The sequence below is a fragment of the Streptomyces cinnabarinus genome (genome assembly GCF_027270315.1).
GTDB lineage: Bacteria > Actinomycetota > Actinomycetes > Streptomycetales > Streptomycetaceae > Streptomyces > Streptomyces cinnabarinus.
Genome location: NZ_CP114413.1, coordinates 6,834,804 through 6,858,191 on the forward strand (window position 1 = coordinate 6,834,804; position 23,388 = coordinate 6,858,191).

The 23,388-nt window shown below is 72.8% G+C and carries 23 protein-coding genes; 10 read left to right on the plus strand and 13 right to left on the minus strand.

Features of this window, described 5'->3' with window-relative positions; genetic code table 11:
- Positions 1-294 carry a hypothetical protein gene (locus tag STRCI_RS30965; RefSeq protein ID WP_269662237.1) on the plus strand — a complete coding sequence of 98 codons (294 nt, stop codon included), beginning with the start codon at positions 1-3 and terminating at the stop codon, positions 292-294.
- Here STRCI_RS30965 and STRCI_RS30970 read toward each other — a convergent pair.
- Both STRCI_RS30970 and STRCI_RS30975 read right to left on the minus strand, forming a co-directional pair.
- The gene (locus tag STRCI_RS30970) at positions 291-1,688 is read right to left on the minus strand and encodes an FAD-dependent oxidoreductase (protein ID WP_269662238.1); all 1,398 of its coding nucleotides are present in this window, start codon (positions 1,686-1,688) and stop codon (positions 291-293) included. The genes STRCI_RS30965 and STRCI_RS30970 overlap by 4 nt on opposite strands.
- A 39-nt stretch (positions 1,689-1,727) precedes the next feature.
- Positions 1,728-2,687 (minus strand): DUF4349 domain-containing protein, encoded by a 960-nt coding sequence (locus STRCI_RS30975; protein ID WP_269662239.1) that lies wholly within the window; start codon positions 2,685-2,687, stop codon positions 1,728-1,730.
- A gap of 196 nt (positions 2,688-2,883) precedes the next feature.
- On the opposite strand from STRCI_RS30975, the gene hemG reads away from it, so the two are divergent.
- Both hemG and hemQ read left to right on the plus strand, forming a co-directional pair.
- Positions 2,884-4,356: a protoporphyrinogen oxidase gene (hemG, locus tag STRCI_RS30980; protein WP_269662240.1), complete on the plus strand. Its 1,473-nt coding sequence runs from the start codon at positions 2,884-2,886 to the stop codon at positions 4,354-4,356.
- A 5-nt stretch (positions 4,357-4,361) separates the two neighbouring features.
- The gene (hemQ, locus tag STRCI_RS30985; protein WP_269662241.1) at positions 4,362-5,093 is read left to right on the plus strand and encodes a hydrogen peroxide-dependent heme synthase; all 732 of its coding nucleotides are present in this window, start codon (positions 4,362-4,364) and stop codon (positions 5,091-5,093) included.
- On the opposite strand, the gene STRCI_RS30990 is transcribed toward hemQ, so the two are convergent.
- The 6 genes from STRCI_RS30990 to STRCI_RS31015 all read right to left on the minus strand — a co-directional run bounded on the left by STRCI_RS30990 (position 5,090) and on the right by STRCI_RS31015 (position 12,235).
- On the minus strand, positions 5,090-6,670 hold the full coding sequence (locus STRCI_RS30990) for an alpha/beta hydrolase (protein WP_269662242.1): 1,581 nt from the start codon (positions 6,668-6,670) through the stop codon (positions 5,090-5,092). The genes hemQ and STRCI_RS30990 overlap by 4 nt on opposite strands.
- A 124-nt stretch (positions 6,671-6,794) precedes the next feature.
- Positions 6,795-7,568: a TIGR04222 domain-containing membrane protein gene (locus STRCI_RS30995; protein WP_269662243.1), complete on the minus strand. Its 774-nt coding sequence runs from the start codon at positions 7,566-7,568 to the stop codon at positions 6,795-6,797.
- A gap of 94 nt (positions 7,569-7,662) precedes the next feature.
- Positions 7,663-8,442 (minus strand): DUF4142 domain-containing protein, encoded by a 780-nt coding sequence (locus tag STRCI_RS31000; protein ID WP_269662244.1) that lies wholly within the window; start codon positions 8,440-8,442, stop codon positions 7,663-7,665.
- Positions 8,443-8,524: 82 nt separating this feature from the next.
- Positions 8,525-9,811: an MbnB/TglH/ChrH family RiPP precursor modification enzyme gene (locus STRCI_RS31005; protein WP_269662245.1), complete on the minus strand. Its 1,287-nt coding sequence runs from the start codon at positions 9,809-9,811 to the stop codon at positions 8,525-8,527.
- A 356-nt stretch (positions 9,812-10,167) separates the two neighbouring features.
- Positions 10,168-11,457, minus strand: coding sequence for an outer membrane protein assembly factor BamB family protein (locus STRCI_RS31010; protein ID WP_269662246.1), 1,290 nt, complete (start codon positions 11,455-11,457; stop codon positions 10,168-10,170).
- Positions 11,458-11,515: 58 nt separating this feature from the next.
- On the minus strand, positions 11,516-12,235 hold the full coding sequence (locus STRCI_RS31015) for a peptidyl-tRNA hydrolase (protein ID WP_269662247.1): 720 nt from the start codon (positions 12,233-12,235) through the stop codon (positions 11,516-11,518).
- 83 nt (positions 12,236-12,318) lie between these two features.
- On the opposite strand from STRCI_RS31015, the gene STRCI_RS31020 reads away from it, so the two are divergent.
- Both STRCI_RS31020 and STRCI_RS31025 read left to right on the plus strand, forming a co-directional pair.
- Positions 12,319-13,176: an ABC transporter ATP-binding protein gene (locus STRCI_RS31020; protein ID WP_269662248.1), complete on the plus strand. Its 858-nt coding sequence runs from the start codon at positions 12,319-12,321 to the stop codon at positions 13,174-13,176.
- Complete coding sequence (locus STRCI_RS31025) at positions 13,173-13,844, plus strand: ABC transporter (protein ID WP_269662249.1); 672 nt, start codon at positions 13,173-13,175, stop codon at positions 13,842-13,844. The genes STRCI_RS31020 and STRCI_RS31025 overlap by 4 nt, the downstream gene beginning before the upstream one ends.
- On the opposite strand, the gene STRCI_RS31030 is transcribed toward STRCI_RS31025, so the two are convergent.
- From STRCI_RS31030 to zapE, 5 genes are all read right to left on the minus strand, one after another.
- Positions 13,836-14,018 (minus strand): hypothetical protein, encoded by a 183-nt coding sequence (locus tag STRCI_RS31030; RefSeq protein WP_269662250.1) that lies wholly within the window; start codon positions 14,016-14,018, stop codon positions 13,836-13,838. The genes STRCI_RS31025 and STRCI_RS31030 overlap by 9 nt on opposite strands.
- Positions 14,019-14,036: 18 nt before the next feature.
- Entirely contained in the window at positions 14,037-14,885 is an 849-nt protein-coding gene (locus tag STRCI_RS31035) for a polysaccharide deacetylase family protein (protein ID WP_269662251.1), read from the minus strand.
- Between the two features lie 62 nt (positions 14,886-14,947).
- Positions 14,948-16,327: a PhoX family protein gene (locus STRCI_RS31040; protein WP_269662252.1), complete on the minus strand. Its 1,380-nt coding sequence runs from the start codon at positions 16,325-16,327 to the stop codon at positions 14,948-14,950.
- 90 nt (positions 16,328-16,417) lie between these two features.
- Positions 16,418-17,206, minus strand: a complete 789-nt coding sequence (locus tag STRCI_RS31045; RefSeq protein ID WP_269662253.1) for a slipin family protein — start codon at positions 17,204-17,206, stop codon at positions 16,418-16,420.
- A gap of 84 nt (positions 17,207-17,290) precedes the next feature.
- Positions 17,291-18,436 (minus strand): cell division protein ZapE, encoded by a 1,146-nt coding sequence (gene zapE, locus STRCI_RS31050; protein ID WP_269662254.1) that lies wholly within the window; start codon positions 18,434-18,436, stop codon positions 17,291-17,293.
- A gap of 104 nt (positions 18,437-18,540) precedes the next feature.
- On the opposite strand from zapE, the gene STRCI_RS31055 reads away from it, so the two are divergent.
- The 5 genes from STRCI_RS31055 (at position 18,541) to STRCI_RS31075 (ending at position 23,378) form a co-directional block, all read left to right on the plus strand.
- Positions 18,541-19,311 (plus strand): pyrimidine reductase family protein, encoded by a 771-nt coding sequence (locus STRCI_RS31055; RefSeq protein ID WP_269662255.1) that lies wholly within the window; start codon positions 18,541-18,543, stop codon positions 19,309-19,311.
- Between the two features lie 175 nt (positions 19,312-19,486).
- Positions 19,487-19,960, plus strand: a complete 474-nt coding sequence (locus STRCI_RS31060) for an indole-3-glycerol phosphate synthase (protein ID WP_269662256.1) — start codon at positions 19,487-19,489, stop codon at positions 19,958-19,960.
- 74 nt (positions 19,961-20,034) lie between these two features.
- On the plus strand, positions 20,035-21,420 hold the full coding sequence (murC, locus tag STRCI_RS31065; protein WP_269662257.1) for a UDP-N-acetylmuramate--L-alanine ligase: 1,386 nt from the start codon (positions 20,035-20,037) through the stop codon (positions 21,418-21,420).
- Positions 21,421-21,433: 13 nt separating this feature from the next.
- Positions 21,434-21,841, plus strand: coding sequence for a peptide-methionine (R)-S-oxide reductase MsrB (msrB, locus tag STRCI_RS31070; protein WP_269662258.1), 408 nt, complete (start codon positions 21,434-21,436; stop codon positions 21,839-21,841).
- Between the two features lie 187 nt (positions 21,842-22,028).
- The gene (locus STRCI_RS31075) at positions 22,029-23,378 is read left to right on the plus strand and encodes an NAD(P)/FAD-dependent oxidoreductase (protein WP_269664693.1); all 1,350 of its coding nucleotides are present in this window, start codon (positions 22,029-22,031) and stop codon (positions 23,376-23,378) included.
- Positions 23,379-23,388 lie beyond the last annotated feature (10 nt).

The following is a 23,388-nucleotide window of genomic DNA, read 5'->3' on the forward strand; positions in this document are numbered from 1 at the left end:
ATGAACGATCGAGTGGCTCCTTCGATGCAAGCGCTGCCGGACGGCGAGGCGGAGCTCTCCCTGGTGGTGCGGCTGCCGTGGGAGGACGTCGCACGGCTGGGCCAGGAGGCCGGCCGGCTCGCCGCGCAGACGGGGCGGGCGGTGACGCTCGACGAGGCGGTGAGCCATCGGCTGCGGTCCGTCCGCGCGTCGGCCGCGCATGCCAAGCCGGGTCTTGGGAGTGGGGAGCAGCCGGTGGCTGCTCCGTCGAGTGCGTCCGTGGCTTCGCTGCCGAGGATCAGCGGGACGGCTTAGGCGCCGTGCGCCACCGCCTTTGACGCCTTTCTGGCTGCCACGAGTACCGGGTCCCACACCGGGCTGAACGGTGGGGCGTAGCCCAGGTCCAGGGCCGTCATCTGCTCCACCGTCATGCCTGCGGTAAGGGCCACTGCCGCGATGTCGACCCGCTTGGCCGCGCCCTCGCGGCCGACGATCTGGACGCCCAGCAGGCGGCCCGTGCGGCGCTCGGCGAGCATCTTCACCGTCATGGGGGAGGCGCCGGGGTAGTAACCGGCCCTGCCGGTCGACTCGATGGTGGCGGTGACGTACTGGAGGCCGACGCGGTCGGCGTCCTTCTCGCGCAGGCCCGTGCGGGCGATCTCCAGGTCGCAGACCTTGCTCACCGCGGTGCCGACCACACCGGGGAAGGTGGCGTAGCCGCCGCCCGCGTTGGTGCCGATGACCTGCCCGTGCTTGTTGGCGTGGGTGCCCAGGGCGATGTACCGCTGCTGGCCCGAGACCAGGTCGAGGACCTCCACGCAGTCGCCGCCCGCCCAGATGTTCGCGTGGCCGCGCACCCGCATCCCGAGGTCCGTCAGCAGCCCCTGGTGACTGCCGAGGGGGAGCCCCGCCGCCCGGGCCAGCGTCGTCTCCGGGCGGACGCCGATGCCGAGGACCACGACGTCCGCCGGGTACTCGGCGTCCCCGGTCGCCACCGCGCGGGCCCGTCCGTCGTCACCGGTGAGGATCTCGGTGACCTCGGCGTCGTCGACCATGGTGATGCCGAGCCCCGACATGGCCTCGTGCACCAGCCGGCCCATGTCCGGGTCGAGCGTGGACATCGGCTCCTTGCCGCGGTTGACGACGGTCACCTCGTAGCCGCGGTTGATGAGCGCCTCGGCCATCTCCACCCCGATGTACCCGGCCCCGACCACCACCGCGCGCCGCCCACGCGTGCGTGCCAGCGTGTCGATCAGCACCTGCCCGTCGTCCAGCGTCTGCACGCCGTGCACCCCCGGCGCGTCGACACCCGGCAGCTCCGGCCGGATCGGCCGGGCACCGGTGGCGATCACGAGTCTGTCGTACGACGTCCAGGACTCGGCCCCGGAATCGACGGCACGCGCGCGCACCCGCTGCCCCGCCACGTCGATCTCCATGACCTCGGTGCGCATGCGCAGATCGATGTCCCGCGCGCGGTGCTGCTCGGGCGTCCGGGCGATCAGCTCCTCCCGCGCGGAGACGTCGCCGCCCACCCAGTACGGGATGCCGCACGCCGAGTAGGAGGAGAAGTTGCCGCGCTCGAAGGCCACGATCTCCAGTTCCCCGGCGCACTTCATCCGGCGCGCCTGCGACGCCGCGGACATGCCCGCGGCGTCGCCACCGATCACGACCAGCCGTTCCCGTGTACCCCGCCCGAAGCTCATGCTCATGCGAACACGCTACGGGCGCAGATCATTTCGGGCTCGCGCTCAGTCCTCCTCGCGACTCGGCTCCGGTGCCTGCCGAGTCGTCGGGAGCGGGCCGAGCGCGGTCGTCGCGGGCGCGGGCTCGGAGCGGCGGTTCAGGCGCGGGTGGACCAGGCGGAGCCAGAGCACGATCAGCAGGGCCGCACCGGCGGCGAACGGCAGGACCGCCGCCGCGGCCATGACGATCCACCGCAGCATCGTCACGAAGGCGTCCCAGCCGCCCGTCAGCGCGTCCACGACCCCCGGGTCGTCGTCCTCGGCGACCGCCTTCTTCACCGGCGTCTCGGACAGCGACAGGGTGATGGTGGCCAGGCTCGTGCGGTCCTTCAGGGAGGCCTGCCGGGCGAGCAGCGCCTCCAGGTCCGCCTGGCGGGTGCTCAGCTCGCCCTCCAGCGTGACCACATCGCTCAGCTTGGTGGCCTGGTCCATCAGCTCCCGGATCCGGGCCACACTGGCCCGCTGCGAGGTGATGCGGCTCTCCACGTCGACCACCTGCTCGGTGACGTCCTGCGCCTTCGCCGTGCGGTCGATCAGCTTGCCGGTGCCCTCCAGATCGGCGAGGACGTCCGCGTAGGAGTCGACGGGCACCCGCAGCACGACCCGGGTGCGCTCCCTGCCCTTGCCGTCGAGGGAGGTCGTCTCGTTGCCGACGTAGCCGCCCGCGTTCTCGACGGTGGTGCGGGCCTCGTCGAGGGCCTTCGGTACGTCCTTGACCTGAACGGTCAGCGAGGCCGTACGGATGATGTGGCTCGCGGTCACCTTCGGCGGGGCGGTCGCCTTGTCGGCACCGGAGTCCTCGGCCCCGGCGCCCGCGGCGCTGTCCGCCTGGGACTTGGCGGCCTCGTTGCTGCCGCCGGAGTCACTGGAGTCGGCGGCGCCGCTGCATCCGGTCAGCGCCAGGGCTGCGGCCAGCAGCAGACCGGTGACGGCATGGACGGGTCGAACGGAACGTCGTGAGCGCATGAGGCGTACCCCCCGGGGTCGTGACGGGCCTGAATGCTCCTTCGACGCCTGACCAGGCCAGGACGTTGGGCCGCGCCGGTTCCGATGCGGTCACGGTCCGGACTCGGGCCGGGCACGCGGCGCCCGGCCGCTCGGCGGCGGGTCCGGGCCGAACGGCCCTGGCGGGAGTGTCAGTGGTGTTTGAGAGAGTGGGATCATGCACGCAGCGGGCACGGATTCGGGCACTTCAGCGGAACACGGACAGGTCGTCGTCATCGGCGCCGGGATCGCCGGCCTCGCCGCCGCCCACCGGCTGCTCGCCGAGGGCAGACGGGTGACCGTGCTGGAGGCGGCGGACCGGGTCGGCGGCAAGCTGCTGCCCGGCGAGATCGAGGGCGTCCGCGTGGACCTCGGCGCCGAGTCGATGCTCGCGCGCCGCCCCGAGGCCGTCGCTCTCGCCCGCGAGGTCGGCCTCGACGACCGCCTCCAGCCGCCCGCCGTCGCCACCGCCTCCCTGTGGACCCGAGGCGCCCTGCGCCCCATGCCCAAGGGCCATGTCATGGGCGTCCCCGGCACCGCCGCGGCTCTGTCCGGCGTGCTCTCCGACGAGGGCCTCGCCCGGATCGAGCGGGACGCCGAACTGCCCCGGACCGAGGTCGGCGAGGACGTGGCGGTCGGGGCGTACGTCGCCGAGCGGCTGGGCCGGGAGGTCGTCGACCGTCTCGTCGAGCCGCTGCTCGGCGGGGTGTACGCGGGCGACGCCTACCGCATCTCGCTGCGCTCGGCCGTACCGCAGCTCTTCCAGGCGGCGCGGACCCATGACTCGCTGACCGAGGCGGTCCGTGAGATCCAGGCCAAGGCCGCCGCCAACCAGCAGCAGTCCGGCCCGGTGTTCATGGGCATCCAGGGCGGCATCGGCACCCTTCCGCTCGCCGTCGCGGAGTCGGTGCGGGCCCGGGGCGGCGAGATCGTCACCGGCGCCCCGGTGACCGGGCTGCGCCGCGCGCCGGACGGCTGGCGGATCGTCACCGGCGACCGGACGCTGCGCGCGGACGCCGTCGTCCTCGCCGTACCCGCCCCGGTCGCCGCCGACCTGCTGCGCGCCGAGGCCCCGGCCGCCGCGGCCGAGCTGACCGCCGTCGAGTACGCCTCCATGGCCCTGATCACCCTCGTCTACCGCCGCGCCGGGACCGCGCTCCCCGAGGGCAGCGGATTCCTGGTGCCGCCCGTCGACGGCCACACCATCAAGGCTTCCACCTTCGCCTCCCGGAAGTGGGGCTGGATCGCCGAGGAGGACCCGGACCTGCTGGTGCTGCGCACCTCCGTCGGACGCTACGGCGAGACCGAGATCCTCCAGCGGGACGACGCCGCCCTCGTCGACGTCTCCCGGCACGACCTCAAGGCGGCCACCGGCCTCGACGCAGCGCCCGTCGCCACCCGCGTCACCCGCTGGACCGACGGACTGCCCCAGTACCCCGTCGGCCACCACGCGCGCGTGGCGCGGGTCCGCGACCACATCGGCCGCGTCCCGGGCCTGGCCCTGTGCGGCGCCGCCTACGACGGTGTGGGCATCCCGGCGTGCATCGCGAGCGCGTACGCCGCCGTCGACCAGATCCAGGGTGACCTGCGCGCAGTGCAGGAGCTCACCGCCAACCCGGTGCAGAGTCTGCACGGAGGAGCAGGAGAATGAGGGACATGAGTGACGACGCCCCCACCACCGAGTCCGGCAGGGTCCCGAACAAGGGCAAGCTGGCCAAGGACCTCAACGAGGTCATCCGCTACACCCTCTGGTCCGTCTTCAAGCTGAAGGACGTCCTCCCCGAGGACCGCGGCGGTTACGCCGACGAGGTCCAGGAGCTGTTCGACCAGCTCGCCGCCAAGGACGTGACGATCCGCGGCACCTACGACCTGTCCGGGCTGCGCGCCGACGCCGACGTCATGATCTGGTGGCACGCCGAGACCAGCGACCAGCTCCAGGAGGCGTACAACCTCTTCCGCCGCACGAAGCTCGGCCGCGCGCTGGAGCCGGTCTGGTCGAACATGGCGCTGCACCGTCCCGCCGAGTTCAACCGCTCGCACATCCCGGCGTTCCTCGCCGACGAGACGCCCCGCGACTACGTCAGCGTGTACCCCTTCGTGCGCTCCTACGACTGGTACCTGCTGCCCGACGAGGACCGCCGCCGGATGCTCGCCGACCACGGCAAGATGGCCCGCGGCTACCCCGACGTCCGGGCCAACACCGTCGCCTCGTTCTCCCTCGGCGACTACGAGTGGATCCTCGCCTTCGAGGCGGACGAACTGCACCGCATCGTCGACCTGATGCGTCACCTGCGTGCCTCGGAGGCCCGTATGCACGTCCGCGAGGAGGTCCCGTTCTACACGGGCCGCAGGAAGTCGGTCGGCGACCTGGTCGCAGAGCTGGCCTAGGACGTCTCGGGGCGAGGCTCCGGGTGCGGCGCGCACGCGGCGCGCCGCACCGGGAGCCGCCCTTCCAGCAGGTACGCGTCCAGATGGGCGTTGACGCACTTGTTGGGCCCGCCCCCGATCCCGTGCGTCCCCGCGTCCCGCTCGGTCACCAACACCGAGTGCCACAACCGCCGATGCAGCTCCAGCGCCCCCTCATACGGTGCCGCGGCATCCCACTCGGCGGCGAGGATCAGCGTCGGCGGCAGCTCACCGGGACCGGTGCGCACATCAATGGGCGACTGACGCGGCCCGGGCCAGTACGCGCAGGGCAGATTCGCCCACACGTTGTCCCACGTCTCGAACGGCGCCACCCGCGCGAGCCGCGTGTTGTCCCGGTCCCACACCCGCCACTCGGTCGGCCAGGGCCCGTCATTGCACTCGACGGCCGTGTAGACCGCCTTGCTGTTCTCCGCCTCGGCGGCCGCCTCCGTCACCGGTGCCGCGATGTCGATCAGCGGCTGCGGATCGCCCTTGAGGTACGCCGACAGCGCCTCCGCGCGCAGCGGCCAGTAGTCGTCGTAGTACCCGGCCTGGAGGAAGGCCCCGTGCAGCTGCCCCGGACCCACCTTGCCGCCCGCGGGCTCGGCGGCGAGCCGCGCGCTCGCCCTGAGGTAGCTGCGCAGCACCTTCGCCGGGGTGTTGCCCAGGCCGTACACCTTGTGGTGCTTGGCGATCCACTCCCGCAGGTCCGCCCAGCGGCTCTCGAACGCCGCTGACTGGTCGAGGTTGTTGCGGTACCAGATCTGCTCCGGCTCCGGGTTCACGGCGGCGTCGAACACCATCCGCCGCACATGCGAGGGGAAGAGCGTCGCGTACAGCGCGCCGTAGTACGTGCCGTACGAGGCGCCCATGAACGTCAGCTTGTCCTCGCCCAGCGCGGCCCGCAGGACGTCCAGGTCACGGGCGTTGTTGAGGGAGTGGTAGTGCCTGAGCGCGCTGCCGGAGCGCTGGGCGCAGCCGCGGGCGTACGCCTTCGCCTGCGCGATGCGCTCGCGCTTGTACGACTCCGAGGGGTGGATGGGCGCCTGGGACGGGCCCTTGAAGAACCTCTTGGGGTCCTGGCAGGACAGCGGCGCGCTGTCGCCCACCCCGCGCGGGGCGTAGCCGACGAGGTCGTAGGCGGCCCCGATGCGCTTCCACTCGGGCATCAGGCCGATCAGCGGGAAGTACGTGCCCGAGGCGCCGGGGCCGCCCGGGTTGAAGACCAGCGCGCCCTGCCGGGGCACCCGGCGCTTGCTGTTGTGCGGGTCCTTGTGGGTGGCCAGGACCCGGCTGACCGTCAGCTTGATCTGCCTGCCGTTCGGATTCGCGTAGTCCAGCGGGACGCTCACCGTGCCGCAGCGGAGGCTGCCCGGCATGTCCTGCTCCTTGGAGCAGGAGCCGAAGCGGATGCCGGCGTCCTTCGCGCGCTCGGCGGCCACCGCGGTGCCGCGCAGCTCGGCCAGGCCGGGCACGGCCTCCGCGCCGTCGGCGGGGGCGGCGGCGAGGGTGGTCAGGAGCAACGACCCGGCGGCCGAGTAGAGGGCGGGGGCTCTCATCGCGTGTCCCTTCGGTGCGCGTACGCAACAAAAGGGATGGTTCGTTCGGCAGTCGGCGAAGGCAAGCACCGTCCGGCGGGTGTCGCCGTCAATGCCCCTTGTGCGCCCCCGCGAGCCGAAGGCGTCAGTCGCGCCGGAGGGGCTCGCGGTGCTCGAAGGCGGCCCGCAGGTCGGGCTCCCCGATCGCGCGGACGCCACGGACGGCGACCGTGGTGAGATACCGGCGGTCGTCCCCGGCGGCCGTGTGCCGGGCGAGGGTGCCCAGCAGCCGCTGCCCGGCCGGGGAGGCCCAGCGCGAGTACGGGTGGATCTCGACCCGGGCTATGGCCAGACAGCTCAGGGTGAGCGCGAGCGGCAGCCCGAACCAGAGGGCGACCAGATGCCGGGGCAGGTCGGCGGCGCCGGGCATCAGCAGCGCGGTCGCGCCCAGCACGAGGACGGCCGCCGCGGCGGCCTGCACCTGCCGTACCGCGGCCGCTGTCCCGCCGCGGGCGCCGTCCGGCACCGCGAGGCCCGCCCGCACGAGCCGGTCGGCGAGGCTGCCCACCGCCTCCGCACCGGCCGCGGCGTCCCGCACCGGCTCGATCCGGGACTGCCCCTCGGGCCCGATGGCCCCTATGACGGACCGTTCGATGTCGTCCCGGCCGCGCGGGTCGACGACCGTCGCCCAGCCCGTACGGGCCAGCAGCAGCCGGCGCTGGCGGGCCATGGAGACCAGGGTCAGATCGGCGACCCGGCGGGGGCCGCCGGACAGGAACGCGGCCTCGTACAGCGTCAGATCGTGTTCCCGGCCGGCGTTCACATCCGCGGCCGCCGCGTGTACGGCGGCCAGGCACAGCCGGGTGCAGGCGGTGCCGGCGACGGCCCAGGCCAGGAGCAGGAGAAGGACCCAGAACATGCCGCGTTTCTATGCCAAAGGCTCCTGCGAGCGCCATGCCTTATTCACAATCCGGACGATGCGTTGTCGGGATGTGACGTTCCGTTTGGCCCGCTCAGGACTCCTGAGGGCGGCTGGCTGCGGGCGGCAGGGGGTACGACGGCGTCGGCACCGGCGAGGGGGTCACGGGGATCGCGGGGGAGGGGTCGGTCACCGGTCCCGGCGGTGCCGGGGAACGGGTGAGCGGGGGAGTGTTCCCGGCGGCCATCTCCCGGGCCAGGGCGTCGAAGTCGACGTACCCGGTGGCCTCCAGGACGGTGATGTGGTCCAGCACGGTGGTGTTGGCGTCGTCGGCGAGCTCACGGACCAGCGTGTTGCGCGTGCTCGCACGGACCTGGGCCACCACCGAGAACACCTTGCCGTGCGCCAGCCGCAGCAGGTTGGCGAACTGCCAGTCGTACTCGGCGCCCTCGGCGGAGTCCAGCACGCCGAGCCACTGCCGCTGCTGCTCGTTCGGCTCGTTGGGCAGCGCCAGGGAGAGCTTGGCGGCGACGTCACGGACCCGCTCGTCCAGGAAGGTGTGCCCCTCGACGAGATGCTCCCCCGCCGTCTGCACCGCCGCCGTGCCGCCCTTGCGCTGGGCCTGCTGACCGGCGGGCAGCTCCCACAGTCCGGCCAGCCGGACCTTGGTGATGAAGTCGCGGTCCAGCCCCGACAGGGGGCCGTACTCCGTCGACACGGTCTCGGCGTTCAGGACGTCCAGACCGGTCCCGGAGCGGTCGGCGTACGACCAGATCGGGACGATCAGTGCCACGAGGGTCGCCGTCAGGCCGGTGATGATGAGTCCGGTTCCGCTGAGGATGCCCCGGCCGGGGACGGGCGGTCGCGGTCGCATGGTGCCTCCAGTTTCGGCACCGCACGTCAGTGCGCTTCGAGGGGTGGGATGGGCATATTAACTATTAAGCGGGGCCCCTCGTTCACCGGCCGGTCAGGGACCGCCGTATCCGCGCCAGCCGGGAGTGGGCCAGCGGGGCCGGGCCCGAGCGCTCCCGCCACCACTGGTTCAGCTCCTTCCTGGCGGGCACCTCCAACGCCGCCTCCCCGTGCAGCAGTTGACCGGCGAAGTCGAGCGCGTCCCGGCGATAGCCGCTGGTCATGGGGTTGCGCTGGGCGTAGGCGAGGAAATTCGGCCGGTATCCCGGACCCAGGATCACCGGCAGTTCCGGCGCGACCTTCGCCACTACGTCCGCCCGCTTCCCGGCGAGCGCCCGCGCCTGCACCCCGAGGCGCGCGCGGTCGAAGCCCTCGGGGGCGGGGGTCCCGGCGACCAGGGCGGAGAGCAGCGCCGCCTGGTCCAGGGCGAGCCGCTCGCGGGCCTCGTCGTCGGCGGCCGGTTCCGGTGCCGTACCAGGCGTGACGGGCCGGGCCTCGGGTACCCTGCCGCCCTTCTCGACGGCGGCCCGGATCTCCCCCAACTCCCGCTCCAGCTCGTCCGGTTCGGGGAAGTTCTCGTCGCGCTCCAGGAGCACACCGGGCGGCGCGACCCGGGACGCGAGATCGGTCAGGATGTCCAGCACCGGCCGCGGGACCGGGTGGGCGTGGCTGTCGTGCCAGACGCCGTCCCGCTCGAAACCGCCGGCGACATGGACGTAGGCGAGGGCCTCCAGCGGCACTTCGGCGAGCGCCTCGGCCGGGTCCTCGCCCCGGTTGACGTGGTTGGTGTGCAGATTGGCGACGTCGATGAGCAGCCGCACTCCGGTGCGGTCGGCGAGGTCGTACAGGAACTGCCCCTCGGTCATCTCCTCGCCGGGCCAGGAGAACAGGGCGGCGATGTTCTCCACGGCCAGCGGTACGGGGAGGGCGTCCTGGGCGATCCGGACGTTCTCGCACAGCACCTTCAGGGCGTCCCGGGTGCGCGGCACCGGCAGCAGATGACCGGCCTCCAGGCGCGGCGACGCGGTGAGCGGGCCGCCCGCCCGCACGAACGCGATGTGCTCGGTGACCAGCGGCGAGCCCAGCGCCTCTGCCCGCTCGGCGAGGGCGCTCAGCCGCTCCTGGTCCGGCCGGTCGGCGCCGCCGAGCCCGAGCGAGACGCCGTGCGGGACGACGGTGACCCCGCGCGCACGCAGCCGCAGCAGCGACTCCGGGAGATGTCCGGGACACACGTTCTCGGCGACGGCCTCGACCCAGTCGATGCCCTCCATCGCCTCCACGGCCTCCGCGATCTCCGGCCGCCACCCGATGCCCGTCCCCAGTCGCTCCATCGCCGTCCCCCTCCGTCACGTGCGTGGAGGGGGTATGGCCCCGGCGCGCGGCGGTGAATCCCCCCGGGCCGGGCTTCAGAGCAACATTTGAGGTTGGGCGCGGGGGGCCTGCCCGGCCTAGGGCCTGTCGTTTGGATCAGCCCGGCGTCGCGGGCCCTGGCACGCACTCCCCCAGAGGGGGGACCCCAGCGGCGTTGTCGTCGGTTGCCGACGCTCCGCGTCGCCGCCCTCCTCCGCCTTGCGGCTGCACGCTCCCCCACGCTCGAACAACCTCGCGCGGGGGCACCCCCATCGCCCCCGCTCGGGCCGGCCGGACTGCACCCTTCCTGCAGCCGGCCTGATCCAAACGACAGGCCCTAGCTCACCGCGCGACGGGACTCGATCGTGCCGAGTGATGTGCCGAACAGCCCGGCGTACTCGTCCACCGCGAACGGCGCGTCACCGTCGCCCGAGGCCCTGTCCTTGCCCGTACGCGCGTCGAGGACCACCGAGCCGTTCTCGGTCTCGCCGTACACCGCCGAGCGGAAGACCGTGGAGACGTCGGGCATCAGCCGGGTCTTGTCGTCGGAGGAGATGAACCAGAGCTCTCCCCAGTTCTCGGGGTCGAGGGCGACGACCCGCTCGTCGAAGTCCTTCTCGGTCTCGCACACTACGGCGGAGCCCTCGGCCCACCAGCAGGACAGGTCGTCCGGCTCGCCGAGCGCGCGTCCGGTCCGGAGCCCGGCCGGCGGCTTGCCGGTGGAGATGGCGAGCAGGTCGGCGATCCGGGTCTCCGACTCGAAGGGCGCGTCGACGACCGCCGTGAACAGACCGCCGCCGACCGGACTCAGCTCGGTCTTGTTGAGGCGGTCCCGGTACGTCCACGCCTTGCTGCCGTCGGCCGTCTTGCGGCCCTCCACGGTGGCGCCGCCGCCGAGGGCGCTGTCGGCGCCGCCGCGTCCCACGACTACGCCGGTGTCGACGAAGCGGGCGTCGAAGCCCTGCTCGGTCCAGGTCGTCTCGCGCGTGGCGAGGGAGATGCCGACGCTCACGGCATCGGTCTCGCCGCCGAAGGTGAGCACCGCGGTGGTGGCATCGGCCCCGGCGAGGTAGGGCTCGCCCTCCTCGTGCCCTTCGGGCCGTTCGACCGTGGCCGTCCACAGGCGCTTGCCGGAGTCGGCGGCGACGGCGGTGAGTTCGATCAGCGGCCGGTCGGGGGTGGTGCCGGAGCCGGGTTCGGTGACGGAGAACGCGGCGAGCAGGGCGATCCTCCCGTCGATGGCGACGAAGTGCGGCCCGGCGATGGCGTCGGTGCCGTAGTCGGTGTCCTCGGCGAGCTGTCCCCGCGGCCGCACGCTCCACAGCTCCTCGCCGTCGAGCACGCTCACCGCCCGGACCTCTTCGTCGGAGACGGCGTACGCCGTGGTCTCCCTGAGCTCGACGGACCAGTTCCCCTCGTCGACCCCGCCCGCGATGTCGTGCGCGGGCTGGTCCTGGAACTTCAGCGGCGGGTTGTAGCCCTTGGCGGCGGCCGTCGTACTCCTGCCGGAGCCCTGGGGTGCCGGAGCGCCGCCCTCGCCCCCGCTCCCGCTCCCACATGCCGTCAGCAGACCGAGCACCAGCCCGACGGGTACGACGAAACGACCTCCGCGCGTCGACAGACGCATGTGAACTCCCCCGTGAAGTACGTCAGTTACTGATCAGAAACTCGACCCGATCATGTCATCACCCCTCGGCCCGCCGCAGGGACGGGTGATCGGCGACCACCGTGCAGGAGCCCGGGGCGATCTCCGTGAAGCCCGCGTCCCGGACGACCGGCAGACCGCTGGTGGTGAGGCCGGGCCAGCGGTCGCGGGGCGCCGTCCGTACGGCGAGCGGGAACCCGGCGTCGCGCCAGGCCGTGCGCTCCTGTTCGGACAGCTCCCACCAGGCGAGCTGGGCGCCGTGCCCGGCCTGGGCCATCGCCTTTCCGGCCGACATGTCGAGGTCCGGGTTGAGCCACAGCACCGGCGCGGTGGGATCCGCGGCGACCGGGGCCTCCGGATCGTCGAGGTCGGTACCGGACACCTGGAGCTTGGCCAGCTCCTTGGGCCACCCGTCGAGGGGGACCGGCGGAAAGACCCGGACCTCAGCGGACTTCCCGGTCACCGTGATCCCCGGGAGCGCCTCCGCCTTCCGCCACTCGGCGCCCCGGGCCCGCCGTACGACCTTCCGGATCCGGGCGTCCTGCCAGTCCCGCACCGCCTCGGCCCACTCCCCGTCCCCATCGGCCCGCTCATCCGCGAGCAGCACCAGCACGGCACGGGCGGCGGTCTCCAGGGCGTCGGTACGGGCCGGCGGCGCGGCCCGCTCGATCCGCACGACGAGCGGCAGCACGAACTGCGGCGCGAGGTCGCGAGGGGTGGCTTCGCAACGGAAGGGACTGGCGGGGGATTCGTGGCTCACTCATCCAAGTCTGCCAGTCCAGCGACCGGTGCCCGGTCCGACCTGTAGGGGCGCCGCACCCGCCATGCGACAGGATGACCCCCATGCGACGTGATCTTCGCCTGGACAACGTGGGCCGCCGCTACGGCCTGCGCGGACCCTGGGTCTTACGGGCGGTCAACCTGGCCATGGCTCCCGGAACACTCACCCGAGTAGAGGGCGCGAACGGCACCGGCAAATCCACCTTCCTGCGCCTGCTCGCCGGCATCGACGCGCCGACAGAGGGCCGGATCACCGGCCGCCCCCGCACGGCCTACGTCCCCGAGCGCTTCCCCACGGCCCTCCCGTTCACCGCCCTCGGCTACCTCACCCACCTGGGCACGGTCCACGGCCTGTCCCGGGAGTCGGCCCAGCGCACCGCGGGCGACTGGCTGGAGCGCTTCGGCGCCGCCGGATACGCCCGTACGCCGATGGCCCAGCTCTCCAAGGGGAGCAGCCAGAAGGTCGCCGTGGCCCAGGCGCTGCTGGCCGAGCCGGAGTTGCTGGTGCTGGACGAGGCATGGACCGGCCTCGACACCGACGCCCGCGCCGAACTGGAACGCGCGGTCGCCGAACGCACCGCCGCCGGGGCCTCCGTGGTCTTCGTCGACCACGACCCACGGCGGCTGGCCGGAGTCCCGGACGTGATCTGCACGGTCCACGACGGCTCCGTCAACCGCCGTACGGAACAACAGACTTCGCGGGGGTCCGGGCCGCGGACGGTGGTCGTGGCGCAGGGTCCGAGCGGCGGGACCCTCCCGGCCGAGACCGCCCGGCTCCCCCTCACCGCGCTCGAAGAGACCACCGCGGGCACCTACCGCGTCACGGTCCCCGCATCCCACTCCGACGTCCTGCTCCGCGCCCTGCTGACGGCCCGCCCGCCATGGCATGTGGTGACCGTGGGCAGTGAGGAAGCCCAGTGACCGCACTGCTCCGCTACCAGACCGCCCTGCTCCTGCGCTCCCAGCGCTGGCTGCCGCCGTTCCTGCTCTACGCCGTCTTCCTGGCCGTGGGCGTCCAGGGCGGTCAGCCGGTGCTGGACTCGCTCGGCTACGCGGCGGCGGCCCTGCTGCCGGTCGCGGCCTGGCTGGTGCGGATCTGCGTCACCGGCGAACCGCCCGCGGCCCGAGGTGTCGTGGCGGCGGCCGTCGGTCCGGGACGGGCCCACCTCGCCGCGCTGCTGGTCGCGCTGACGGCGGCGACGGCGCTCGGCACGCTGGCGACGGTCCTGGTGACGCTGATCAGCGATCCGAAGAGCGCGGACTACCAGACGGAGGTGTCGCGGCTCCCGGCGGGCGCCGCGGGGCTGGTCGCCGCGCTGGTCTGCGCGCTGCTCGGAACGGCCGTGGGAGCGCTGACCACCTGGCCGGTGCTGCGCACGACCGGCCGGGCGATACCCGCGATGCTCCTCGCCGCGCTGCTGTCGGTGGTGCTGACCGGCTCCCCGGCGCAGGCGGCGGTGAGCGGGCTGGTCACGGGCTCCCGCTCGGGCACGGTCCCGCTGCCGGCGCTGCCCCTGATCGCCGCGACCCTCTTCACCGCCGCGGCGATCGCCCTGGCCTGCGCGCTGTGCTCGCGCAGATCACCCTGAGCAGGCGGTCCGCTCGGCCTCCCGCCACTCGCAGACCGGGCAGAGGGTGAGGCCCTTGAAGGACTCGGGGTACTCGGTGGGCTCCCGGCACAGCACGCACTCGGCGTACGGCGGTCCGTCGGCCTTGGGCGGCTTGGTCGCGTCGGCGATCGTGCAATAGTCGCTGTCGCTCATGGGTCCAGCGTAGAGCGCTCACCGCTCCGTGCGGGCGGCCCCGATCAACTCGGACACCTTCACGAACCGGTATCCCTGGCGCCGCAGCTCGGGGACGACGGTGCGGACGGCGCGTTCGGTGGCCGGGGCGGCGCTGCGGGTGCAGTGCATGACGACGACCGACCCCGGCCGCACCCCGTCCAGCACCTGCCGGGCCACGGCGTCGGCGTCGGTGGCGAAGGCGTCCCCGCTCACCACGTCCCACTGCACGGCGGTGACCCCGGCCGGGGTCAGTGCCTTGAGCGCCGCGCGGTCGTAGCAGCCGCCGGGGAACCGGAAGTACGGCATGGCGTCCGGCACACCGGCCTCGCGGAAGGCGGCGTAGGCTCGCTCGACGTCGCCCCGCATCCGCGCCTCGGAGAGGGTGGGCAGCCCGTAGCAGTCCCCGGTGAAGGCGTGGTGGCTGTAGGAGTGGTTGGCCACCTCGAAGAGCGGATCCCGTCCGATGCCGCGCGCCTGGTCGGGGTACTCCTCAGCCCACCGCCCGGTCATGAACACGGTCGCCGGGACCTTCAGCGCCCGCAGCGCCGCGATGAGCCCCGGATTGTCGAACCGCTCCCCACCAGCCGCCCGGGCCCCCTGACCGGCGGTCATGTCGGCGTCGAAGGTGAGCGCGACGACCTTCTCCGACGACCGGGGCCCGTTCCGGAAGACGCGAGTCAGTCCGGCGGGCCCCGGCGCCAGCGTGGGCGGCTCCGAGGGAGCCACGGAGGCCGCCGCCGGTGCGGGGCGGGCGGCCCGGGGGGCCTCGGCCTCGGGGGAGGCGCAGGCGCAGAGGGCGGCGGCCAGGGCGCAGACGGCGGTGACTTGTCGTGCTCGAAGGATCACCGAATGAACATAACCGGACTAATCGGACAAGCTCCGGATTGCCGCCCGCGCCCTGGCGCGCGTCACCTGCGCCAGGGGCCCCGCACCGCGAAGGTCGTCCCCGGGGTGTAGCAGTTGACGTACATCGTGCGGCCGTCGGGGGAGAAGGCGACGCCCGCGAACTCGCCCCACTCGGGGGCTCCCGGGGTGCCGATGTTCTGGGCGTTGCGGGCCATCTCGTAGACCTCGCCGTGCCGGGTGACGCCGTAGACGTGCTGGGCGCCGCTGCCGTCCTCGCAGACCATGAGGCCGCCCGACGGGGCCAGGCAGATGTTGTCGGGCGATTCGCCGGGGAGCTGGATGTCGGTGTCGGGGCCGAAGACGATCACGAGGGTGAGGCGGCGGTGGGTGGGGTCGTAGCGCCAGATCTGGCCGTAGTGGTCGGCCGCCGAGCCCTCCGAGCTGCGGGCGTAGGAGGAGACGAAGTAGACCGAGCGGCCGCCCCAGTAGCAGCCCTCCAGCTTCTGGGCGTGGGTGATGCCCTTGCGGCCGAAGTCCTGGTGGCGGATGGGGGTTTCGGTGGCCAGCGGGTCCGGTACGGCGACCCAGTCGACGTGGTCGAAGGTCGTGCCGGTCTCCTGGATCGACGACAGGTCCGGTACGCCCGGCACCCGCATCGCCTGGAGGCGGCCGCCCGCGCGCAGTGAACCGGCGCCGCCGTGGGGGTGGTTGGGCAGGAAGCGGTAGAAGAGGCCGAAGGGCGTCTGGAAGGCGTCCTCGGTCTCGTAGACGATGCCGGTGCGCGGGTCCACCGCCACCGCCTCGTGCTGGAAGCGGCCCATCGCCGTCAGCGGGACCGCGCCGCTGCGGTGCGGGTCGGCCGGATCGACCTCGAAGATGAAGCCGTGGTCCTTCGTGTAGCCGTTGGTGCCCGCTCTGTCCTCGGTCTCCTCGCAGGTCAGCCAGGTGCCCCAAGGGGTGGGCCCGCCCGCGCAGTTGACGGCCGTACCGGCGATGGCGACCCGTTCGGCCAGGACCTCGCCGTGCGGGTCCAGGGTGAGGGCCGTGCAGCCACCCTTGCCCTGCGGGTCGTAGGTCAGGCCCTCGACCGTGGGGACGGGGAGCTTCGCGGTATTGCGGTTCTCGTGGTTGCGGACCAGATGGACGCGGCCGCGGCGGCCGGGCAGGGCCGTCATGCCGTCGTGGTTGGAGGGCACCTTGCCCTCGCCGGAGCGCAGCGGGTCGCCCTCGCGGGAGAGCACGCGGTAGCGGAAGCCCTCCGGCAGGTCGAGGAGGCCGTTGGGGTCGGGGACGAGGGGGCCGTAGCCCGTGTGGCCCAGGGTCTGCGCGGCGGCGGTGCCCGCGAAGAGTTCGGTCAGGTTTCCGGCGAAGGCGATCGATACGCCCAAGGCGCCGGTGCGGGCGAGGAGTTGACGGCGGCTATGAGTGCCGTGGTCGGACATGCGGGAACCTTCCTGCTGGCGGACAGGACTGTGTCGACGCCGTGTCTACCATCTGCTTTCCGTCAGGTGAACCACGCGCGTAGAGCGTGTTCACTTTCCGTCGTGGCGCTCCGGCAGCGGCTGCTGGGCCTTCTCCAGGAATCTCAGCAGCTCCACCGGGAACGGCAGCACCAGGGTGGAGTTCTTCTCGGCGGCCACCGCCACGACCGTCTGGAGCAGGCGCAGCTGGAGTGCGGCGGGGGTGTCCTCCATCTGCTGCGCCGCCTCGGCCAGCTTCTTCGACGCCTGGAGCTCGGCGTCCGCGTTGATGATCCGGGCCCGCCGCTCCCGGTCGGCCTCCGCCTGGCGGGCCATCGAGCGCTTCATGGTGTCCGGCAGGGAGACGTCCTTGATCTCCACGCGGTCGACGCCCACGCCCCAGCCGATCGCGGGACTGTCGATCATCAGCTCCAGGCCCTGGTTGAGCTTCTCCCGGTTGGAGAGCAGATCGTCCAGATCGCTCTTGCCGATGATCGAGCGCAGCGAGGTCTGCGCCATCTGCGAGACCGCGAACCGGTAGTCCTCGACGTTCACGATCGCCGACGGCGCGTCCACGACCTTGAAGTAGACGACCGCGTCCACCCGCACCGTGACGTTGTCCCGGGTGATGCCCTCCTGGGCCGGCACCGGCAGCGTCACGATCTGCATGTTGACCCGGCGCAGCCGGTCCACGCCCGGCACGATCACGGCGAGCCCCGGCTGGCGCACCGCGCCGCGCAGCCGCCCGAGCCGGAAGACGACCCCGCGCTCGTACTGCTTGACGACCCGTGCCGCGGCGGCGAAGTAGACCAGCCCGGCGGCGCCGGCGGCCGCGGCCACGGTGAGCAGCTCCTCGACCATGACGACCTCCCTGTCAGAGGTCCGGTGTACCCGCTTATTAGACGATATGCCCAGGTTTGCGGTACGGGTATGCCTCGGCCCGGCTCAGGCGGCTCCGGAGGCTTCGACGAGCGGCTTCGCGTCCCGCGCCAGCGCGGTGAGGCGGGAGATCGCGCGGAAGTACTTCTTGCGGTAGCCACCCTTCAGCATCTCCTCGCTGAACAGCTGATCGAAGGGCAGACCCGAGGCCAGCACGGGCACTTCACGGTCGTAGAGCCGGTCCGCGAGGACGACGAGCCTGAGGGCCGTCGACTGGTCCGGGACCGGCTGTACGTCGGTCAGGCAGACCGCCCGCACGCCGTCGGTCAGCGCGCCGTACCGGCTGGGGTGGACCCTGGCCAGGTGCTCCAGCAGCCGGGGAAAGTCGTCGAGGGAGGCGCCCTCGGTGGCGTACGCCGCCTTCGTCACCTGCTCGTCGCCGTACGGCGCCGGTGCCTCGGGCAGTCCGCGGTGGCGGTAGTCCTCGCCGTCGATGCGCAGCGGGCGGAAGTGCGCCGACAGGCCCTGGATCTCGCGCAGGAAGTCCGCCGCCGCGAAGCGGCCCTCGCCGAGCTTGCCGGGGAGGGTGTTGGAGGTGGCGGCGAGCGCGACCCCGGCGTCCACGAGCTTGCCGAGCAGGGTGGAGACGAGGACCGTGTCGCCCGGGTCGTCCAGCTCGAACTCGTCGATGCAGAGCAGCCGGTGGCCGGAGAGGGTCTGCACCGTCTGCTGGAAGCCGAGGGCGCCGACCAGGTTCGTCAGCTCCACGAAGGTGCCGAACGCCTTGAGGGAGGGCTCGGCCGGAGTGGCGTGCCAGAGGGAGGCCAGCAGGTGGGTCTTGCCGACGCCGTAGCCGCCGTCCAGGTAGACGCCCCGGGGGCCGGGCGGGGTCTTCGGGGCCTTGGGTCTGCCGAGGCCGAAGAAGCCGCGCCTGGCGGAGCCGCCCACCGCGTGCGCTCCGCCGAGGCCCGCCGCGAAGGTCTCCAGGACCTGGACCGCCTCGGTCTGGCTGGGCTGGTTCGGGTCCGGCAGGTAGGTGCTGAAGCGGACCGAGTCGAAGCGGGGCGGCGGGACCATCTCGGCCACCAGACGGTCCGCGGGGACGTGCGGCTCGCGGGAGCAGAGGGAGACGGGGGCCGCTTCGGCTATGGGGGCTTCGCCGGCGGTGGGGGAGCCGGTGGTGGAGGAGCCGGCGGAGGGAGAGGAGGACACGTCTATCGATTTTAGGGGGTGGTCCGCGGGGGCGTCCGGCGCGGCCCCATGCTCCTGCGCGCGCTCCTGAGGCCCGCCCCCGCGCCCCGTGGAACACTTCCCGCATGCGACACCTGTTCCCTGTGACCGATCAGACACTCGAATCCGGGACGGCAGACCGGGAGTGGAGTCTCGGCGAGCTGGCCGACGCCTACGCCTATCCCGACACCGCCGAGCCCTGGCTGCGCGCCAACATGGTGTCCACCCTCGACGGCGCCGCCCAGCACGACGGCAGGTCGCAGCCGATCTCCAGCGCGGCCGACATGCGGATCTTCGGCACCCTGCGGGCGCTGGCGGACGTGGTGGTCGTCGGCGCGCAGACGGTACGGCAGGAGGGGTACCGGCCGGCCCGCGCGCGGGCGGAGTTCGCGGACCGGCGGGAGGCCGCCGGGCAGGCGCCCGCACCGGCCGTCGCGGTCGTCACGGCCAGTCTCGACCTGGACTTCTCCCTTCCGCTGTTCACCGAGCCGCTGGTGCCGACGGTGGTCCTGACCGGTGCCTCCGCCGCCCCGGACCGGATCGCTGCGGCGGAGCGGGCGGGCGTGCGGGTGGTGCTCGCCGGTGACGGCGCGGGCGTGGAGCCGGAGCGCGCCGTACGCGGGCTCGCCGGGCTCGGGTACCGGCGGCTGCTGACCGAGGGCGGGCCGACCCTGCTCGGACAGCTGGTGGCGGCCGATGCGCTGGACGAGATCTGTCTGACGGTGTCCCCGATGCTCACCGCGGGGGGCGCGCAGCGGATCGCCGGGGGCCCCTCGGTCGAGGTGCCCAGGAAATTCGCACTGGTGTCCCTGCTGGAGGAGGAGGGCTTCCTCTTCACCCGGTACGGGCGGGCCTGACGGGGGTCGCGGGCGCCTTGGGGTGACGGTTCGGTCTTGTGATCCCGAGAACGGCGGAATCACCCGTTCCGTTTAGCTTCCGGCGGGCACACTAAAACTCGCAGTCCCCGTGCGACCACGGGGCAGGATGGTTTCCGCAGGGCCTCGCACGGCCCTGCAGGAGAAGGGGCGCCTGGTGTTCAGAAGCGTATTGATGATCGAGAAGGCCCTGACGTCCGCGGACGTGGAGTTCGTCACCACGTTGCACGGGGACGTGCCGGTCTCCTTCCATGTGCTGCTCCAGCCGCGCGGTGACCAGGCCGATCGCCTGTTGCGGGCCATCGACGACGTGGCGCTGGGCGAGCTGGACGAGGCGGCACGGGAGGGCGACACCCCGGAGGGGGAGGAGGCGAAGGGGTTCGGCGAGCGGGCCCTGGAGGTCTCCCTCACGGCGTTGCGGGCCTCCGGGAGCGAGGCGGACGGGCGGCTGGTCGAGGATCACCCGCTGGACGCGCTCAGATCGCTGGTCTCCGAGACCGGCGCGGACGAGGTGATCGTGCTGACCGATCCGCACTACGTGGAGGAGTTCTTCCACCGGGACTGGGCCTCCCGGGCCCGGCACAAGGTGGGGGTACCGGTACTGAAGCTGTTCTCGCACAGCAAGGCCTAGTGCTCCGGGGGACCGGCGCACCCCATAGGCTGGGGGCGCCTTCACCGTCGTACCGGATCTTGGGAGATATGCACATGGCAGCCGGCCTTCCCTCCGCCATGGACCGACCGCACTTCATCGGCATCGGCGGCGCCGGTATGTCTGGCATCGCGAAGATCCTGGCGCAGCGCGGAGCCGCCGTCGCGGGCAGCGACGCCAAGGAGTCCGCCACCGCCGAGGCCCTGCGGGCGCTCGGGGCGACCGTGCACATCGGGCACGCCGCCGGGCACCTCGCCGACGACGCGAGCTGTGTGGTCGTGTCCTCGGCGATCCGAGCCGACAACCCCGAGCTGGCCCGCGCCGCCGAGCTGGGCATCCCGGTGGTGCACCGGTCCGACGCGCTCGCCGCCCTGATGGACGGCCTGCGGCCGATCGCGGTGGCCGGTACGCACGGCAAGACCACCACGACCTCGATGCTGGCCGTGTCGCTGAGCGAGCTGGGCCTGAACCCGTCGTACGCCATCGGCGGCGACCTGGACGCGCCCGGTTCCAACGCGCTGCACGGCGACGGCGAGATCTTCGTCGCCGAGGCCGACGAATCGGACCGCAGCTTCCACAAGTACGCGCCCGAGGTCGCGATCGTGCTCAACGTGGAGCTCGACCACCACGCGAACTACGCCTCGATGGACGAGATCTACGAGTCCTTCGAGACCTTCGCGGGCAAGATCGTGCCCGGTGGCACGCTGGTGATCTCCGCCGACCACGAAGGCGCGCGCGAGCTGACGCGGCGCGTCGAGGGTGTACGCGTGGTGACGTACGGCGAGGCGCCGGACGCCGACGTGCGGGTGCTGTCGGTGGTCGCCCAGGGGCTGAAGAGCGAGGTGACCGTGGTCCTGGACGGCCAGGAGCTGACCTTCACGGTCTCCGTCCCCGGCCGCCACTACGCGCACAACGCCGTTGCCGCCCTCGCCGCGGGCGCCGCCCTCGGCATCCCCGCCGCCGAGCTGGCACCGGCGATCGCCGCCTACACCGGCGTCAAGCGCCGCCTCCAGCTCAAGGGCGAGGCCGCGGGCGTGCAGGTCATCGATTCCTACGCGCACCACCCGACCGAGATGACGGCCGACCTGGAGGCCATGCGCGCCGCCGCCGGTGACGCCCGGATCCTGGTGGTCTTCCAGCCCCACCTCTTCTCCCGCACCCAGGAGCTGGGCAAGGAGATGGGCCAGTCCCTGGCCCTCGCGGACGCCTCCCTGGTCCTGGACATCTACCCGGCGCGCGAGGACCCGATCCCCGGCATCACCAGCGAGCTGATCATCGATGCGGCCCGGGTCGCGGGCGCGGACGTCACCCCGGTCCACGACAAGGCCGAGGTGGCCGCGGTCGTGGCGGGAATGGCGAAGCCCGGTGATCTCGTTCTCACCATGGGCGCGGGTGATGTGACGGACCTGGGCCCGCAGATCCTGGACCGTCTGTCCAAGTGAGGGGCTGAGGCTCATGTCGTACGACGTCGAGAAGCCGGACGAGCAGTGGCGCGCGGAACTGACCCCGGCCGAGTACGCCGTACTCCGGCAGGCCGGTACCGAGCCCGCGTTCACCGGTGAGTACACCGGCACCAAGACCGAGGGTGTCTACTCCTGCCGCGCCTGCGGCGCCGAACTGTTCACCTCGACCACCAAGTTCGAGTCCCACTGCGGCTGGCCGTCCTTCTACGACCCGAAGGACACGGACGCGGTGGAGCTGCTGTCGGACACCTCCCACGGCATGGTGCGCACCGAGGTGCGGTGTGCGCGGTGCGGATCGCACCTCGGGCATGTGTTCGAGGGGGAGGGGTATGCGACGCCCACCGATCAGCGGTACTGCATCAACAGCATCTCGTTGCGGCTGACGCCGGACGAGGGCTGAACCCAGGGCCGTACGCCGTACGCCCCTCGGCTGCTCCTGGTCGCCCCCTGTGGAAGGGCCGAAACATGGTCAACCCGCTTGCCGGGACGGGATACTTGAGGCTTGTCCCAGTTCGGGTGACCAGGGGAGCGGATCGGTGGACTCTGCCGTAGGAACGGGCCGTCAGGACGGACGGCATGCGGTGGTCGTGGGTGGGAGCCTCGCGGGGCTCCTGGCGGCGCACGCGCTCGCCGGACACGCCGACCGGGTGACCGTCGTCGAGCGCGACCGGTTCCCGGAGGGCGCCGAGCCGCGGTCCGGCGTGCCGCAGGGCCGCCATCCCCATGTCCTGCTCCAGGGCGGGCAGGTGGCCATGGAGTCGCTGCTGCCGGGCTTCCTGGGAGAACTGCGGGACGCGGGCGCGCCGTGGGTGGGCATGCCGTCGGACCTGGTGCTGTGGCAGGACGGCCGCTGGCTCCGCCGGGTGTCCGCCTCCACGCACATCTACACCGGGTCCCGTGCGCAACTGGAGGGGCTGGTGCGACGTCGGGTTCTGGCCAACCCGCTGATCGACGTGGTGGAGGGGGCCGACGTCGTCGGGCTGCTCGGGGACGCCTCGCGAGTGCGGGGCGTGCTGCTGCGGGAGCGGTCCGGCGAGAAGCGCGCCCAACCGCGGCCGCTGGAGGCCGACCTGGTCGTCGACGCCAGCGGGGCGGGGACCAGGGCGCCGCAGTGGCTCGCGGCGATCGGTGCCGCCGCCCCGCACGAGGAGGGGCTCGACACCGGGCTCGCGTACGCCTCCCGGATCTACCGCGGCCGCGGCGGTGTCCTGGACGGCGAGACCCTCGGCTACTACGTCTATCCCGGCCCCGGCCAGCTCAACGGCGGCGGTGCGCTGCCCCTGGAGGACGGCACCCACCTGGTGATCGTCTCGGGGCTGCGCGGCGACGAACCGCCCGCGGGCGACGAGGAGTTCGTGGCGTACACCAAGCGGCTCGGCCATCCGCTGCTGGACCGCTGGATCGACGAGGCCGAACCGCTCTCCCCGCCGTTCGGCTACCGGCGCACCGCCAACGTCCGCCGCCGCTACGACCTGCCCGGCCACCCGGCAGGATTCCTCGCCACCGGCGACGCGCTGTGCACCTTCAACCCGATCTACGGCCAGGGCATGGCCGTGGCCGCGATGAGCGCCGTCGCCCTGCGCGACACGCTCGCCGACCCGCGCCGCACACCCTCCACCCGGCGCGTCCAGCGGGCGCTGCTCGCGGCGTCCCGGCAGGCGTGGGACATCTCCGCCGGGGCCGACCGCGCGATGCCCGGCGCGATCGGCAACGCCCTCGACGCCGGCCCCGCGGACCGGGTCGCGGGCTGGTATCTGCGCCGGGTCCAGCAGCGCGCACCCGGTGACCCGGTCGTGGGCCGCGCCTTCCGTGCCGTGCTGACCCTCTCCGAGCCCGTGGCCGCGCTGTTCGCGCCGCCCGTGGCCCGTGCCGTCCTCTTCGGCCCGCCGGCGCCGACCCCCGCGGAGCCGCCCACGGAACCGGAGCGACCGGTCTAGACCTTTCTGG